General features: G+C 40.3%; 10 protein-coding genes. All 10 read right to left on the bottom strand.

The window, feature by feature from the left end; genetic code table 11:
* Nucleotides 1-160: 160 nt before the first annotated feature.
* The 10 genes from BM107_RS19645 to BM107_RS19600 all read right to left on the bottom strand — a co-directional run bounded on the left by BM107_RS19645 (nucleotide 161) and on the right by BM107_RS19600 (nucleotide 17,865).
* Nucleotides 161-1,501 carry an MFS transporter gene (locus tag BM107_RS19645; protein ID WP_090986491.1) on the bottom strand — a complete coding sequence of 447 codons (1,341 nt, stop codon included), beginning with the start codon at nucleotides 1,499-1,501 and terminating at the stop codon, nucleotides 161-163.
* A 10-nt stretch (nucleotides 1,502-1,511) separates the two neighbouring features.
* Nucleotides 1,512-3,191 carry an alpha-amylase family glycosyl hydrolase gene (locus BM107_RS19640; protein ID WP_166672339.1) on the bottom strand — a complete coding sequence of 560 codons (1,680 nt, stop codon included), beginning with the start codon at nucleotides 3,189-3,191 and terminating at the stop codon, nucleotides 1,512-1,514.
* Nucleotides 3,192-3,373: 182 nt separating this feature from the next.
* Nucleotides 3,374-5,692 carry a glycoside hydrolase family 65 protein gene (locus BM107_RS19635; protein ID WP_090986487.1) on the bottom strand — a complete coding sequence of 773 codons (2,319 nt, stop codon included), beginning with the start codon at nucleotides 5,690-5,692 and terminating at the stop codon, nucleotides 3,374-3,376.
* Nucleotides 5,693-5,792: 100 nt separating this feature from the next.
* Nucleotides 5,793-6,491: a beta-phosphoglucomutase gene (pgmB, locus tag BM107_RS19630; RefSeq protein WP_090986485.1), complete on the bottom strand. Its 699-nt coding sequence runs from the start codon at nucleotides 6,489-6,491 to the stop codon at nucleotides 5,793-5,795.
* Nucleotides 6,492-6,588: 97 nt separating this feature from the next.
* A complete protein-coding gene (locus BM107_RS19625; RefSeq protein WP_090986529.1) occupies nucleotides 6,589-8,502 on the bottom strand; it encodes a glycoside hydrolase family 13 protein in 1,914 nt (637 codons plus the stop codon).
* A 58-nt stretch (nucleotides 8,503-8,560) separates the two neighbouring features.
* Nucleotides 8,561-9,577, bottom strand: coding sequence for a SusE domain-containing protein (locus tag BM107_RS19620; protein ID WP_090986483.1), 1,017 nt, complete (start codon nucleotides 9,575-9,577; stop codon nucleotides 8,561-8,563).
* Nucleotides 9,578-9,595: 18 nt separating this feature from the next.
* Nucleotides 9,596-11,185 carry a RagB/SusD family nutrient uptake outer membrane protein gene (locus BM107_RS19615; protein ID WP_090986526.1) on the bottom strand — a complete coding sequence of 530 codons (1,590 nt, stop codon included), beginning with the start codon at nucleotides 11,183-11,185 and terminating at the stop codon, nucleotides 9,596-9,598.
* Between the two features lie 22 nt (nucleotides 11,186-11,207).
* Nucleotides 11,208-14,174, bottom strand: coding sequence for a SusC/RagA family TonB-linked outer membrane protein (locus BM107_RS19610; protein WP_090986481.1), 2,967 nt, complete (start codon nucleotides 14,172-14,174; stop codon nucleotides 11,208-11,210).
* 436 nt (nucleotides 14,175-14,610) lie between these two features.
* Nucleotides 14,611-15,621, bottom strand: coding sequence for a LacI family DNA-binding transcriptional regulator (locus BM107_RS19605; protein ID WP_090986479.1), 1,011 nt, complete (start codon nucleotides 15,619-15,621; stop codon nucleotides 14,611-14,613).
* 198 nt (nucleotides 15,622-15,819) lie between these two features.
* Nucleotides 15,820-17,865: a sensor histidine kinase gene (locus tag BM107_RS19600; RefSeq protein ID WP_090986476.1), complete on the bottom strand. Its 2,046-nt coding sequence runs from the start codon at nucleotides 17,863-17,865 to the stop codon at nucleotides 15,820-15,822.
* Nucleotides 17,866-17,867: the final 2 nt, after the last annotated feature.

Here is a 17,867-nt window from a genome sequence, read left to right as displayed (position 1 = left end):
GGGTATGGTATGCAGATCAGCTTTCTGATTAGTTGGTATAGATTCTAAACCGCCATCCGGCCCTTTTTTACAGGCGGTATGCATTGCTGTTATTAACAGCAAGAGATAAAACACTTTTTTCATATAAATTTTTATTGCAGGCTTAAAAAATTTGCCCAGGTTAAGATTCCTTTTTTGTTTGGATATACATGACAGAAATAGCCCCTAATACCATAAATATCCCAGCCAAAACGATTGCATATATGGCCTGATCATGATAGAGGTGTTTTACAATTAAACCACCGAAAAAACCATTTACTATTTGGGGCATTGTAATAAAGAAATTAAAAATCCCCATGTAAACACCCATTTTTTTTGAAGGAATGGAACCCGATAAAATAGCATATGGCATTGCCAAAATACTTCCCCAGGCCAGGCCTATCCCAATCATCGAATAGATTAAATAATGCGGATCGGAAATAAAATAGATGGAAAGTAGCCCAATACCTCCTGCAGTTAAAGAGATGGCGTGTGCAACTTTTTTACTGGTTGCTTTTGCAATAGCAGGCAGGATTAAAGCGTAAATAGCAGAAACCCCATTATAAATACCAAACAAAACCCCCACCCAATTTCCTGCATCGGCAAATTTAATTGATGAGGTATCTCCCGGTGCTACCTTGTAAATATGTTGAGCAATGGCTGGAGTAGTAAAAACCCACATCGAGAATAGTGCAAACCAAGAGAAAAATTGCACTAAACCCAATTGCCTCATGGTTGGTGGCATTTTAGAAAAATCTTTAAGGATATCTTTTAAGCCATTACTTTCCTCCACTTCCTGGGTATGTTCATAATAATCGGCCATTTCTTCCGGGCTGTATTCCTTCGTGGTGAAAATGGTATACAGAATTGTTCCCAAAAGAATAGCTGCGCCAAAATAAAATGAATAAATCACGTTAGCAGGTACCTGCCCGGCTGGCGCCACTTTCCCTACACCAAAATATTCAGATAAGATATAGGGGAGCCAGGAACCAGCAATAGCGCCAGCCCCAATCAGAAATGTTTGTACAGAAAAGCCGAAACTACGTTGCTCGTCGGGTAATTTATCAGCTACCAAAGCCCTGAAAGGCTCCATAGCAACATTAATTGAAGCATCCATAATCATCAGCATACCCGCACCGATTATAATAGGAGGAAGTAAACTTGCCATTAAAGCTGAATTCGGCATTAAAATTAAAGCCAGTGCGGTGAGAATTGCGCCAACAAAAAAATAGGGCCGCCGCCTTCCTAATCGATTCCAGGTCTTATCGCTGTAATGCCCGATAATCGGTTGCACAATCATTCCGGTTATCGGTGCAGCTAACCAAAAGAGGGATAGGTGCTCAACATCAGCACCAAAGGTTTGGAGAATACGGCTTGCATTACCATTTTGCAAAGCAAAACCGAACTGTATTCCAAAAAAACCAACACTCATATTAATGATCTGAAGGTTTGATAACCTCGGTTTTAATTTTACTTGTCCCATTAAGTCAATCTTAAAATTCAATTATCTGTGCCGAAACCGGCCCAAGCTTTATTGGTATAGCTGTTCCTGCCGGAATATTTAATTTTTTATCTGTTAGCAGTTCTGTAACCGGAACGGAAGATTTCCCCTTTAAAACCTGATCAGGGATTTCTATATTGGCGGTTAATCTTTGGTTTCGATCAAAATTGGCTACTACCAGTAAACGCTGCTTGCCTGAGTAGCGGATAAAAGCATACATCCGGTTATTCATATTGCCGGTAACAGGAACTTCATAAATTTTTCCATTCAATACGGCATCGCTTGTTGACGTTACTTTTAATAACTGCCTGTAGAAAGCCCTCAAATTTTGCTGTGCAGCATTTAGTTTATGGCCATCAAATAAGCCCCCGTTCATCCATTTCTGGTGGTTCGGAACGCCCCAATAATCAAAAATGGTGGTCCGGTTATCATCCCCGCCAAAACCTTCCTGCCCTTTTCCCGGTTCGCCAACTTCCTGACCAAAATAAAGCATTACGGGACCTCCGCCTAAAGTTGCGGAAACGACCATTGCGGGTAACGCGAGTTCTGCCTTGCCCGCAAATGCAGCTGAAGCAATACGCTCCTCGTCATGGTTCTCTAGAAAGCGAAGCATGTGATGGCCAAAACCGGCACTTTCTTGCTGCCAAATGAAACGGATATCTTTTACATCTGCATTTGGTTCATTTCTGATCAACCTTTTTAAACCATCATATAAACCAACTTTATCATATAGGTAATCGAATTTCCCTTCATCCAGATATTGTTTGTAAACTTTTGGATTATAAGCTTCTCCGATAAAAATTAAATCCGGATTTACTTTTTTAACCTGCGGAATTACCCAGTTCCAAAATGCAATGGGCACCATTTCGGCCATATCACATCTGAAACCATCTACTCCTTTATGGGTCCAAAAGATCAAAATATCGCGCATTTTCAACCAAACGGGTGGAATGGGATCAAAGTATTGTTTCTCGCTGTTCTGATAATCAACACCGTAATTCAACTTAATGGTTTCGTACCAATCGTCATATTTTGGTTGTGCTGAAAATACGTTATTACCGGTTGCTTTTGCCGGATTTTCATCAAACTTCCCGTCCTGAAGTACCGAAAGTGGCGTTTTTTGCCCATTTGTTGGAACCACTAAGGGCTGACCTGGGATATAATAAAAATCATTCCTAGGACTAAAAGCTACAGTTACATCATCATTTGCACCAAAGTCGATTACATTTTTTGGCTTTGTATCAGAATGGTAACTTCTGGCTACATGATTGGGTATAAAATCGATCAGCACTTTTAAGTTTTTAGCATGTGTTCTTTTTACCAGTGCTTCAAACTCTTTCATCCTGTTCTTAACCTCAACAGCCAGATCAGGATCTACGTCGTAATAATCGCGGATGGCATAAGGCGAACCTGCCCTGCCTTTTACCACATCGGCATCATCAGGTTTAATTCCATAGGCACTATAGTCGGTTAAACTGGCATGGGCCAATACCCCTGTATACCAGACATAGTTCACGTGAAGTTCTTTTATCCCATCTAATGCTTTATCGGTAATATCGTTAAACTTACCGGAACCATTTTGTTGGATGGTTCCGTATGGGATATTGGCGGTATTTTTGTTTCCGAACAAACGGGGCAGTAACTGATAAATAATGATCTGTTTATCATTCATTTTTGTGCGCTTTTTTTGTGCAAAGGATGATATGGGGATGATGATGAAATAAAAAAAAAGTATCAATAGCCAGCTTTTATTGCTTTCGAATGCGAATAAGCTTTGAGCAAAATAACATCTTCTATCAGATAAAGTTTTAGATTTTAACCCTCTACCATCCGCCTTTATACCCTTTACCTTTCTCATACCAGCGAAGCATTATTTACTTCGATCTCCGTATTTCCCGCCAGTTGATAAAACTGATTTCTGATGCCAATTTCTACATCAACACCTGTATTGTTTTTGATATTGATGCTGTTTCCGTCAATATTCACCTTTAAGGTAGCTCCCCTGAAGCCGATAGTGAAAGAAAAAGATTTCCATTTACCCGGCAAGAAAGGACTAAAATGCAATTTACCATCGCTTACACGCATACCGGCAAAACCTTCCACCACACTCATCCAGGTTCCTGCCATAGAGGTGATGTGCAGGCCGTCCTCTGTATCGTTGTTATAATCATCCAGGTCTAAACGTGCAGTACGTAGGTAAAATTCATAGGCCCGTGCCTCGTCGTTTAATTTCGCGGCTAAAATACTGTGTACGCAAGGCGATAACGAACTTTCGTGTACGGTACGTGGCTCATAAAAATCAAAGTTTCTTCTGATGGTTTCCAAATCATAATCATCTTCAAAGAAATACAATCCCTGCAAAACATCGGCCTGTTTAATAAAGCATGAACGTAAAATCCTGTCCCAGCTCCATTTTTGGTTAATCGGGCGTTCACTTGCCGGAAGATCTTTCACCAAAATCTGCTCTTTATCTAAATATCCATCCTGTTGTAAGAAAATCCCTGATTTTTCATCTTGTGGATAATACATTTTCTCGATGATATCGGCCCAATCAGCAAATTCTTTTTGATCGAAATCCAAGGCTTTCAACAGCCTGTCATATTTTTCAGGTTGTTGCGCTTTTACAACTTCGGCAGCTTCTGTTGCATATCTCATACACCATGTAGCCAAAATATTGGTGTACCAATTGTTGTTTACGTTATTTTCGTACTCATTTGGTCCGGTTACACCAAGCATTACATATTGTTGTTTATCGTTGCTCCAGTTTACACGTTGCTTCCAGAAACGGGCAATACCGATCAATACTTCTAAACCATAATCAGAAAGATAACTTTCATCTCCTGTATAACGGATGTAATTAAAAATAGCAAAAGCAATGGCTCCGTTGCGGTGGATTTCCTCAAAGGTAATTTCCCATTCATTATGGCATTCTTCACCATTCATGGTAACCATCGGATACAAGGCAGCCCCGTCTTTAAAACCCAATTTAGCCGCATTTTCTATAGCTTTACCCAATTGTTTATAGCGATAAACTAAGAGGTTTCTACTTACTTCCTGCGGAGCAGTTGCCAGGTAAAAAGGCACGCAATAGGCCTCTGTATCCCAATAAGTAGAGCCACCATATTTTTCGCCTGTAAAGCCTTTCGGACCGATATTTAAGCGGTCATCTTTACCAGTATACGTTTGAAAAAGCTGAAAAATATTAAAACGGATTGCCTGTTGTGCAGAAACATCACCTTCGATAATAATATCACTTTCTTTCCACTTCGCTGCCCAGGCTTCGCTTTGTTCTTTTAGTAAAGTATCAAAGCCCTTGGCAGATGCTCCGGCTATTACAGATTTGGTTTCTTTCAGAAGTGACTCTTCCGGATAATTTTCTGAAGATAAATTCGCGGCAATTTTTACCAGCGTAACCTCTTCGTTTGCTTTAACATCTACAGAAAAAGTTTGCCCGACGAATTTCTCTTTACGCACAGCCTCCGGACTGATCGCCAACCGCTCTGCATTCTTATACAGTTCGACGTTACTGCCAGTACAAACTTCAAATTCAGTTTTCTTTGTTCTTAGTTTGATATAAGCTTCCGTTCCGGAGATTTCATCAACAACTTTATCCCAGAATTTTTCATCGTAGTTACTGTCCTGATTTTTGACATCCCCATCAATAAAAGGTGTTAATGTTAATCTGCCATCAAAATTTAATGGCGTAATGCTATAACAGATGGCACCAACTTCATCATCAGCAATACTGCAAAAACGGGTTGATTTAACTTTTAGTGTTTTACCACTTTTCAGTTTTGCCGTGAAAGTACGTTCCAGGTAACCGGCATGCATATTCAGCACCCTTTTAAAATCGCTTACCTCCGCTGTTGCCAGATCAAGAATTTCATCATCTACTTTCACCTCTATTCCTACCCAGTTTGCGGCGTTTAAAACTTTGGCGAAATATTCAGGGTATCCGTTTTTCCACCATCCCACACGGGTTTTATCCGGATAATAAACACCAGCAACATAATTTCCCAATAAGGTTTCTCCTGTATAAGTCTCCTCAAAATTGGCGCGCTGGCCCATCCGTCCATTCCCCAAGCTGAAAATACTCTCGGAAATTTTATTTAAATGTGGATCAAAGCCTTCTTCGATAATATTCCACTCATCTGCTTTAATGTAGTTTTTCATATTTAGTATCAAGTAGCGTAACCGGTATCAAGTAATTAGTATCAGGTATCAAGATAAATTTTTACTACTTGATACTCGCTACTTAGTACTTGTTACTCCTTTACAACTCTTCTAAGTCTTTAACTGTTAATTTGTCTAATCCGCTTACTACCAGATCAGCCTGGCTAAGCACATTTTTTTCGCCGATACCGATGGCTTTCATTCCACCTCTTTTTGCCGCTTCTACCCCAGCAACAGCATCTTCAAAAACCACACATTCTTCGGGTGTAAAGCCTAAAAGTTCGGCCCCCTTTAAAAATACCTCAGGATCAGGTTTTGATTTGGTCACCATATTTCCATCGACGATTTCATCGAAAAAATGGGCAAGGCCTGTTCTTTCTAAAATAATTCCCGAGTTTTTGCTTGCCGAACCCAAGGCCAGTTTGTAACCAGCTTTGTGAATCGCCGTTAGAAAATTTACTGTTCCAGGCAGAACTTCTGCTGGCGTCATCTTGGTGATCATATCTACGTACCAGCCGTTTTTCAAGCTAGCAAGCTCTTCTTTCTCTGCGTCGTTTTTTTGTACACCACCCCAGGCCAAAATCTTATTCAGACTTTCTACCCTGCTTACACCTTTTAATTGCTCATTCTGCTCTTCTGTAAAATCGAAGCCCATGGTATTGGCCAACCGTTTCCAGGCTTTATAATGGTAAACCGCGGTATCTACCAGTACGCCATCTAAATCGAATAAACAAGCCTTTATTAGGGAGGAAGGTGAAAGGTGTAAGGCGGAAGGTTCTGAATGATTATTATCTTGCATGTTCTTTATCTTTTGTATCAAGTAGTAAGTATCGGGTAGTGAGTAGTGAGTATCAAGATGTAAGTCCGACACCTTAAACCCTCTACCTTTTACCTTTCTACCTTAATTCAAGCACCAAAGTGGTCTTTGCGGGTACTTTAATATTTTTAAATTCGACAGTTTCGCCAGTGATCACATTTTTTGCGCTTGTAATTCCAGCTGTTCTTTCGGCAAAACGATCTGTACTTAATGCTTTTTCGTTTTCTGTATTGTTTACAATAACCATTACCGTGCCTTTTGATTCTGCATTGTATCGGAAGTACACATACACATCATCCTGAGGAACAAACTGCATTAATTTGCCCGTTTGTAAAGCCGGACTACTTTTACGGAAATTGGCCAGCTTTTTAACAAAATCGAAAGCTTCGTTTTCTTTTTTGGTACGTCCATCAGCCACAAATTTATCTTTTTTATCGCCCTCCCAGCCGCCAGGAAAATCAGAACGGATCAGCCCATCCGGATTGGAAAAGTTTTTCATTAAAATTTCAGTTCCATAATACATCTGCGGAATGCCACGCATAGTTAACAGGATACTCATTCCCATTTTGTATTTATCAAAATCTTCGCCAACCATCGAATAAAAGCGGCTCATATCGTGGTTATCCAAAAAGATGCAGTTGGTATTTGGGTTTTTATACAGAAAATCGTGAGCTAAGGTGGCATACAAACGGTTAATACCGTCTACCCAACCATTTTTACCGTTTATTCCTTCATAAATGGCATCCTTTAACGTTGCATCTGTAATACCCTGCAAATGGGTATCAAAACCGCGGTTAACTGTATTGCCCCCTGTAAAAAAGGCCTGGTTTGCTACTGCAGTCACCAATGTTTCACCGAAAACCGAAAGATGCGGAAATTCAGCCTGAACTTTTAAAGCCCAATCGGCCATATAAACCGGATCGTTGTATCCATAGGTATCCAAACGTAAACCATCTATACCGGCATATTCGATCCACCAGATATGGTTTTGGGTTAGGTAATTCTGTACATATGGATTACGCTGATTTAAATCGGGCATTGTAGGTACAAACCATCCATCCAGCATCTGTTTGCGATCTGCAGCAGAAGCATGAATATCCATTACGGTTTGATCACGATAACTGGTTTGTGTATATTTTGGCCATTGGTTTAGCCAGCTTTTCATTGGCAAATCTTTGTAAAACCAGTGTTGGGTACCAATGTGGTTGTGTACAACGTCTTTAATTACTTTTAATCCTTTGGCATGTGCAATCTCTACGTATTTTTTGTAAAGTGCATTGGTACCAAAACGCGGATCTATTTTATAATGATCGGTTACCGCGTAGCCATGATAAGAAGCCTGTGGCATGTCATTTTCTACCTCCGGAGTCATCCAAACTGTGGTTACGCCTAAATCTTTCAGGTAATCAAGGTGATTAATTACGCCCTGGATATCGCCACCATGGCGGTAGTACATACTATCGCGGTTTAATGCCGTTTCAGTTAAACCCTGAACCACATCGTTGCTTTTATCGCCGTTCGAAAAACGATCGGGCATCAGCAGATAAATAAAATCTTTGTTGGTTACCCCCTGAATCCTGCCTGCGCTTTTATCGCGGTTTTTTAATTCATAGGTATAACTGAATATCTTTTTGCCCTTAGCTGTAAAGTTGATCGGAAATTTTCCGGCCTTAGCAGCTGGTGCAATGGTTAAATCAAGGAATAAATAATTTGGGTTTTCTACTTTGTTTACTTTTAGCAGTTTTACCCCAGGATAAGTTAAAGAAACTGAACTAGAAGCAATATTTTCGCCGTGAACCAGCAATTGCAGTTTAGGGTTGTGCATGCCGGCAAACCAAAACATCGGTTCGATACGCTCGAGTTTTTGGGCAAAAAGACTATTGAAAGATAAGATAAGTAAAAGCACAATGGCGCTGCTTACTTTATTTAAAAAAGTGTTAGTATGAGCATTAAATAGCAAAGTGAATTTTTTAAGGGGATTGATTATGATCATGCTAAAACTTAAAAATGCCCCGCAGCAAGAAATGCTGCAGGGCGGTATGTATAACAAATTAGTTTTTAACCATTGTGGCTTTTTTAGCAGCCACATCTAAAGTGATGGTATAGGTTCCAGCAGTGGTAACCGCAATATTATCACCACCGTTTGTAAGGGTGCTTAAACTACCACCAAGGTTGGTTCCCCAATCGTGGGCAAACCTGAATTTAAATGCACCGGTAGTTAAAGTTGTTTTAATGGTATAAATGTTTGCTTTGCCATCATTTGTCACCTTCATATCGGTATCATTGCCCCAGCCACCTGCGGTTGCGTCGCCAATAATCGACCATTCTTTCGGAACGCCGATGGTGTAAGTACCCGCATTCAGGTCAACAGTTACCTGTTTCACTACTGCATCAGGTGATTTAAGGTTATCGCCTGCACTGCTGCTGATTTTACCACTTCCTGCGTCACCATAAGCTACATCCCATTTTTTTGCCGGGGTAACTTTAAACTCAAGGTTGCCTGGTGTGAATGCGATCATTCCTGTATAAATGCCATTGCTTGAAACAGAGATCAAACTATCGGCAGTTGAAGGATTCCAGCCCTGATACGCTCCCGGAACGTATACCCATGCAGAGGCAAGATAAGGCGTAGCGGTTAAAGTAATCACGTTTGAATAAGTTAAATCGTTTGCTGCCGCACCCGATTTTAGTCTAACCTCAATCTGTGCTGCAGTTCCTACCTTTCCGCCAAGGGCCAAAATCATATTATTTACCTCGGTAACGGTTGGTGCATAAGTCTTAGCAGTTACAGCCACCTCTCTAACCGGAGAAAAATTAGTGCCTTTTAAGCCAAACTGTAAGCTGGTATTTACCGGCACCACGTATCCGGTTGAAGTAGCAAGCGGGTAACTTAAGGTAAATGCCACCTGCGAGGCATTAGATTGTACCAGGTTAAGCGTAGTTGCTGATGTGGTTAATGTTCCTGCAGGGCTAATATTTGAAACGGTCTGCGTTTCGTCTTTCTTACACGACCACAGCGAAACCGCGATAAGGCCAACTGCCAGGGTTTTGAAAAATATCGATTTCATCTCTCTTAAGATTAAATATTAATAACCAGTATTTTGAACCAAATTCGGGTTTGCAATCAGATCTGCTAAAGGAAGCGGATACAAATTACGGTACGCAGGTAATGATGCCCCGGCCTGTACACCACCTTTGAATGGCCACAAATAAGTTGAACCTGTAAATTTACCATAGCGAACCAAGTCCGTACGGCGATGACCTTCCCAATAAAGTTCTCTGGCACGTTCATCCAGGTAAAAGTCTGTAGTTAACGCCGCCTCAGAAACATCTCCGGAGGTATTGCCATAAGCCCTTCCGCGCAACAAGTTTACATATATTCTGGCTTGCGATACACTACCGCCTGAACCTCCACGGGCAACAGCTTCACCATAAATCAGGTATTGCTCTGCCAAACGGAATAATGCGAAGTCAAGCGAGCTGAAAGTTCCGTTCAATGAGCGACCCATTGCACCTGTAGAAGTTACATTTTTGAATTTGGTTACGCGTAAACCATCAGTAAATTCGCCTACAGCATCAACATTTCTTTTTGTACCAAAAAATACACCACGTTTATCCTGGCTTCCATTAGCATCAGGAAAAAGTGCCGGCAGGTTTTGCCTGGTCCTGTTGCCTCCCCAACCACCATTTGGCACGCCGTAAGTCGTTGGGTTCATATCTCCATTGATGGCCGCATTAATTAAAAACGTTGTACCGCCATAGTTGGTACCGTTGATGCCGTCATAGTTGATGGTTAGTATATTCTCGGTATTGTTCACTTCATTATCTGCTTTGAACAAGTTCATATAGTTTGCTTTTAGGCTGTAACCTGCATTGATTACCTTGCTTGAGTAGGTAATAGCCTCGGTATATTTAGCTGTTCCGGTATACACCTGAGCATTAAGATATAATCTTGCCAGTAAAGCCCAATCGGCGCCTTTATCTGCACGACCATACTCATTGGTACGGGCATCTGCCAGATCGCCTTCAATGGCTTTTAATTCTGATTCTATATAGGTAAACAAAGCAGCCCTTTGGATCTGTTTAGGGTTGACTTTACCAATGGCATCATCCTCGGTAATAAACGGCGGGTTTCCGAAAGCATCCATCAATACCCAGTACTGATAGGCGCGTAAGAAACGTGCCTCGGCACGGTAACGGTTAATTGCACTAACATCGGCTCCTGTAATGTTTCTGCTCGCCAATTTTTCAGGTGTGCTTTCGCGAAGAAACTCATTGCAGAAAGTGATCTGCAGAATACTCCTTGAATATAAACCGCGCAGAAACTGGTTATCCGGACTTGGTGTACCATAATCCAGTTCGGGAATCCCCACATCACCCCAGGCACAGATGGCCTCATCGGTTACCAGTTCCTGCGAGGTCCAGAATAACCTTAAAAAATCGGCAAAACCTGCATTCAAACCGCCAACATCGCTGTTATCTGATCCGGATGGACTGGTAAGTGCATAGGTTGCGTATAGCTTTACCAAGCTGTTTTTGTAACCTGCCGGCGTTGCATAAACGTTCTCGGCGGTAACGTCATTGGTAGGCCTCAGGTTTAAATCTTCTTTTTTACAAGCATTTAAACTGATTGCCAGGAAACCCAATGCCAATATTGTTTTAAATGAATTTTTCATTTTTCTATTTCTTTTTTCAGTATTAGAAACCAACATTTAAGCCCAAAGTATAGGTACGTGGACGAGGATAAAGGTTATAATCGATACCCGAAACCAGTTCCGGATCTATACCCTTGTATTTGGAAACCACAAACACATTCTGGCAGTTTGCAGAGATGCGCATGTTTGCATTTCCGGTTTTAGACAGTTTACCAACATTGTAGGATAAACCAAGGTTATCCATCTTCAGGAAAGAAGCATTTTTGATAAAATAGTCGCTCAGGTACTGTACACCAGAACTTCCCGAGAAATTGGTTACATATAAATCTGAAGTAGAGTTGTTCAGAATTCCCTGGGTACTCAATACATTGTTCCTGATACCAAAGTTTGACGAGATATTGTCGTAAACGTAGTTACCGATATTGGCCCTTAATACTGTGCTCGCGGTCCATTTTTTATAGGTAAACGAGGTATTAAACCCTAAGATTACTTTAGGATCAGGTGATTTATAGAAATACTGGTCGGCTGCAGAAATGCTGCCATCACCATTCAGGTCCTGATAAACACCTTCTAACGGTTTACCATCGGCATTGTATACCTGTTTATATACAAAGAATGAACCTGGTAACTGGTTAACCGCATTATATTTAAGATGGATGCCTGTACCTCCGGTAATATCGCCTGCATCAATTTTGAAACCAGAGTTCGGATTTAAGGTTAAGTTGGTAACCTCTCTTTTATTATATGCGGCATTGATGCCCAGTTCCCAACTGGTATTCTGTGTTTTAATGGCCACAAAATTTAAACTTGCTTCAGCACCTCTTACATCCATATTACCCACGTTAGTAGTTAATACATTGGTAAAGTTGGTTCCCACCGGAATAGTTACGGTACTTAACAGGTCCTTGGTTTTTTTATAGTAAACATCAATACTTCCATATAACCTTCCTTTTAGGAAACCGTAATCCAAACCAGCATTGTAAGTAGTTGTGGTTTCCCATTTCAAGTCAGGATCGTAACCTGCCGGACTATAGTAGTTGTAAAAATTATTACCTACCTGGTACTGACCATTGTTTGTGCTGGCATAGTATTTAGAAAGGTAATCGTAGTTACCAATACCATCTTTGTTACCCGTTTCACCATAGCTTAAGCGTAATTTCAAGTCAGATAAAGTTTCGCTGTTTTTCAGGAAATTTTCTCCGATAATTCTCCAGGTAAAACCTACCGACGGGAAATAACCCCAACGGTTATTCTGGGCAAATTTAGAAGAAGCATCAGCCCTCATCGTACCGGATAAGATATATTTATCGTTCAAGGTATAGTTGAAACGTCCGTAGTAAGAAAGCAGTTTATTCTGCTCAACGGAAAAAGGGAAAACAGGTGTAGTCAACAGTTCGCCTGTACCTTTGTAGGTAGCGAAGTTGTAATTGGTAACCGCATCATCGTAATAACCATAACCGGCAGTTACATCAAACCTGCTTTTAATGCTTTCGATAGTTTTAGCATAACTCAAGTATGCTTCAGAAAATTTATTCATCTCAGTATTTAACCTGTTTGAATAAGATCCACTGGTTGATGCACTTTGTGCTGCATAGATCGGCACGATGGTGCGTCCATAACCTTTTGAGTAATCATAACCCAGGTTTACAACTGCATGTAATTCAGGCAGAAAGTGGAAAGAATAATCCAATTTAAGGTTACCAAAGCTTCTTGCGGCATTTCCACGGTTATCTTGTTGCCTGATCAGCGCTACCGGATTGCGCGGCGCATTCGGGTTAGGCACACCATTAGTACTTAACCATTCGAAATAACCACCATAGTTATTATTGGCATAAACAGGTTGTGTAGGATCGAACTGAATTGCCGCGCCTATGGCACCGTCATTTGGATATTGTGATTGGCTCAGGGATCCTTTCAAGTTCAGTTCGGCTTTCAGGTGATCAGTGAAAAATTTAGGTGCAACAGATATGGCACCTGTAGCCCTTTTCAGTTTACTGGTAATTACCACACCATCCTGATCAAGATAGCCTGCCGATACGCGGTAAGGCACTCCTTTTAAAGACCCTGCAATACTTAAATTATTATCGGTAGAGAATGCGTTCTGATAGATTTCATTCTGCCAATCGGTATTCGCTGTACCCAATAATGCTTTTTGCGCAGCGGTACCGTTTGCGTTTACAAAAGCCCGAACCTGATCGGCAGTAAGCACATTTACTTTTTTGGCAACGCTGGCAATGGAGTTATTTGTACTGAAATTGATTACAGGTTCTCCTGATGCCCCTTTTTTAGTGGTGATTAGAATTACCCCGTTAGATGCCCTTGAACCATAAATAGCTGTTGCGTTGGCATCTTTCAAAACCGTAAAGGTTTCGATATCGTTAGGGTTGATCAATGACAGCGGACTTGGTGCGTTACCAATGCTGTTACCGCTGAAAGGCACCCCGTCAACCACGATCAAAGGATCATTACTGGCATTGAGGGATGCACCGCCACGGATACGGATGGTACTACCGCCACCTGGTGCGCCACCACCCGAAACGATGTTTACACCAGCTACTTTACCCTGAATCAATTGCTCAGGCGTGGTGATGGTGCCTTTTTGGAAATCTTTGGAGTTGACCGTAGTGATTGAACCAGTTAGGTTTTTCTTTTCAGCGGTACCATAACCGATTACCACCACTTCATTCAGTTTTTGCGCATCGGGTACCAATTGAAAACTAACCGTCGCATTTGCCGAAACGCTTACCGCTTTATCAAGTGTTTGATAACCGATAAAACTTGCAGATAACGTTATCTGACCATTAGATAAACCGGCAAGTTTAAAATTACCATCAACATCGGTTGATGTACTTCTGGTTGTACCTTTAACAATTACAGAGGCACCGGGCAATGGCAGGCCACTTTCATCAAGCACCTTTCCGGATACCGATCCGGTTTGTGCTTTTACCATTAATGCTGAAAAAACCAACAGCACCAAAAGCCCCTGTTTTAACAGGTAAAATACTCTCATATTTGAAGCTCGTTTAAGTATAAAAATTTGGTTAAATATTATAGTGATTTACACATAGGCCTAATTTACAGCTGTTATTGAGATTTCAAAATTTATTTAAAAAATATATTTCGGGTTAAAATATCAATTAAAAAATTCGTTGAAAAATTCGATTTTGAAAGCAAGTCGAAACTCATATTAAATAATTATTAAAATTACAAATAATTGATATTTAGGTGCTTAAAAAATTAAATTTTCGATTTAAAGTGTAAAAAATACACTAAGTTGTTTTTATGCCTTTTTTCGGGAACGTTCCCGAAAAAAATAGATCAAAATTCTGTCATCTTTCGGGAACGTTCCCGAAAATCAATCAGAATTCTGCGTATTTTACACTAAGTGAAGAAATTTTTTGAAAATTTCAGACCAAAAAAGGCCTTGTTTTCAGACGTACTTTTACCTACTTATTGGTCGAATTCCGCTTGATTATTTTGGAGGTTAAAACCACCTCATTTAGTCGGTTTTTATTGGCATGATTATCCAATACCGTGAACAATAATTTTGCTGCTTCTTCTCCGATTTCGGTAGCGGGCTGGGTAATGGTGGTCAGTGAAGGATTTAACAAAGGAGCAATTTCCAAACTGGAGAAACTGATTACTTTTAAATCACCGGGAATATTAATACGAAGATCGTAACAGGCATAATACGTGGCAAAAGCCAAACGCTCAACCGAGGTAAAAATACCATCGGGTTTTAATTGTATTAAAGCTTCTTTAATGATCATGCTATTTTCCTCATAGCTGTTACTGCAGTCTACAATCAGGTTTTCATCAAATGGAACCTGATGTTTGGCCAGGGCATCAATATAACCCTGCATACGGGTTTTACCTATTGATAAACTTTTATTCACCACCAGATAAGCAATTCTCCTGCAACCCTGCTCTACTAAATGTTCGGTGGCCAAAAAACTGCTGTCATAATCATTGGTAATTACCCTGGGCGTATTAATGTCTTCGTAAACCCTGTCAAAAAACACCAGAGGCAATCTTTTACTGCCAAATTTATTAAGGTAATTATGGTCGTTAGCCTCTCCTGAAACCGACATGATAATCCCATCAGCCCTACCGTTGTGCAAATGCTGGATGAAAGTTACTTCTTTTTGGTAATCATCATCAGTTACATAAATGAGGATGTGGTAACCATTTTCCCTTGCTATGCGTTCAATGCCGTGGATGGCCTGTGAGAAATAATTATTGGCCAGTTCTGGCACAATAACCGCTATGGTTTTGCTTTTTTGCTCTCTTAAATTACTGGCGTAATGATTGGGCTGGTAGTTTAATTCCTTTGCCTTTGCCAATATACGTTCCTTGGTAGCACTATTGATGTCACTATTATCCCTAAAAGCCCTCGAAATTGTAGAAGTAGATAAATTTAATGCTTCTGCTAACTTCTTAATATTAATGCTGTCCATTTTTGGCCGTTAAACCTTCTCGTTTGAATAAACGCTGTAAATATAATGTCTCGCATTTAAAATAACCTTCTTTTTTGAATATTATCCTATAAATAGTTTATACCACCCTGTGTATGTCCTGGTATTATCGCATCTTTTGTAGTCCATTGATAAAAAAAAATGCAAGTCATTTTTCTCCCGGATAATGTTTAAACCCCTTTAAGCTGTAGCAGAATCATTGACCTGATTTTTCAACACCGCCGGATTTGTCGGAATGATAAGTCTGGTGCGGATGATATCCCCTTCTTTGCTTGCATTTAACTGATAATTATCCAGATCGGACAGGATTTTGCACAATAACAATCCGATACCATGCCCTTTGGTTTCTTCTGAAACGCTCTGGCGATTCGCATAAAAATCATTTACTGTGGCAACCTTAGCTAACTTGTTATAATTTTCAACTTCAAATATGGCAGCTATATCTGTTTTGATCAGCCTGATGTGAACAGGTTGATCTGCATCTGAATACTTTACCGCATTGCTTAACAGGTTTCGCAGAATAAAGGTTATATGATGTTCGTTCCCTAATATTTCAACATCGGCGGCTATATCTGTCGTTAAAGTAATGTTTCTGGCAGTGGCAATGCCTCTGGTAGAATTAATGGTACTGCTTAATGCAATTGCAGGATAAAAAGGTGCGATAAGATGATCATAATGCATATCTAAGGCACCCCATAACAACAGTTTATCTAATATTTCATTTGCAGATTGCTGCACATTAGATAGCTGTTCAATGAGTTCCTCCTGTCTTGGCGTACCCATATGCCGCTTAAGGAGAAAGGCTAAGGCATGCAGATCTGCCAACGCGCCTTTAAGGTCGTGTCCCATTATCGAAAGAATTCTATCTTTATGCGTATTAAGCGCACTCAGCTGGTTTGTGCGTAGGTTTAAAGCTTTATTTAGTTTTCTGTTACGCAGGATAAAAAGAAACGTGATCAACAATATTGCGCCTGTTGCCGCAAATAAAAGCCGATAAAAATTACTGCGCTGGTTCGCTTTGTAGCGCTCAAATCCTACGTGCTTAAGTTTTTGGGTCGAATCCTGCAGCTTATGATTGGATATCAGGTTATCAATTGCCACACTATTTTCCTGCGTAACGATACTGTCGCGGATGGCTCTTGATTCTTTATAAGCCTCAAAAGCGAATTTATAGCGACCAAACTTCTTCGCTGAATTAGCCCGATGCTCTAGAACCTTATACAACAAATCTTTGTCCTGTGCCTTTTTGGCAAGTTCAACCGCCTCTATATAATATTGATTTGCCTGAGTAAAATGATCCGCAAAGCTTCCGAGGTGATCAAGCGCGTTCGACTGTTCACGATATAAATGGGCTTCCTTTGCCAAACTAAATGCGCGATAGGCCATTTTCCTGGCTTTGGCAACATTCCCTTTGGCGTAATAGATTTTGGAAGCATTGGTCATCAGGATCAGATAGGCATTATAATTTGGAGTGGCAAAAGGTTTGGATAGTCCTAGTTCATAATACTTCAATGCCATGTCAAGTTTATCCGATTGCTCGAAATAATTACCAATGTTAACACAAAGGTCGATGTAATTGGTATGCAACTTATCCCAATCTTCTTTTGAAAAGGATGATTCTGGTTTGTTTAGCAGCGATCGGATCAGGTTAAAGGATTTAAAATAATACCGATAACTCTCAGCAGTATTACCTGTGGCAACATTAATGGAAGCAAGTATCGAATAGCATATTGGTAATTCAACGTACACTTTGTTTCGTTCGTAAAATCTAATGGCTCTTAAAATACTAGCTGTGGCGTGTTCGTAATCTGCATTTTTATAATAAAGTACACCTCTTATTCTATTTACATTGGCTAATACAAGCAACTGCCCGTTTTTATCGGCCAGTTGCTCTGCTTCGTCAAGCGATGCTAAACTTTCATTTTTTAGTCCTTTGTTCATTAATGCAATCCCTTTTCTAAACAACAGCTTAGATAGCCCTTTATCAAATGTTATAGATTTTGCATATTGTATCCCTAAGTCGGCATACTTTATTACCAAATCGGGCTGGTACCGATATTTCGAAATACTATCTAATAAACTGTTTACCCTGTTTGTATCGACTAGTAAATCTGTCGAAAGTTTTGCAGTTACTTCCCTATTGGAATTAAGAAAAAACACAATCAAAATTAACAAGTATGGAAGCTTTTTGTAGCTGGTATCGGAGAAAGTTATTTTAGTGTGCATTG

It is taken from the genome of Pedobacter suwonensis, from assembly GCF_900111825.1.
Taxonomy (GTDB): domain Bacteria; phylum Bacteroidota; class Bacteroidia; order Sphingobacteriales; family Sphingobacteriaceae; genus Pedobacter; species Pedobacter suwonensis.
The sequence above is the reverse complement of the archived record's forward strand: the minus strand, read 5'-3'. Positions and strand labels throughout refer to the sequence as shown.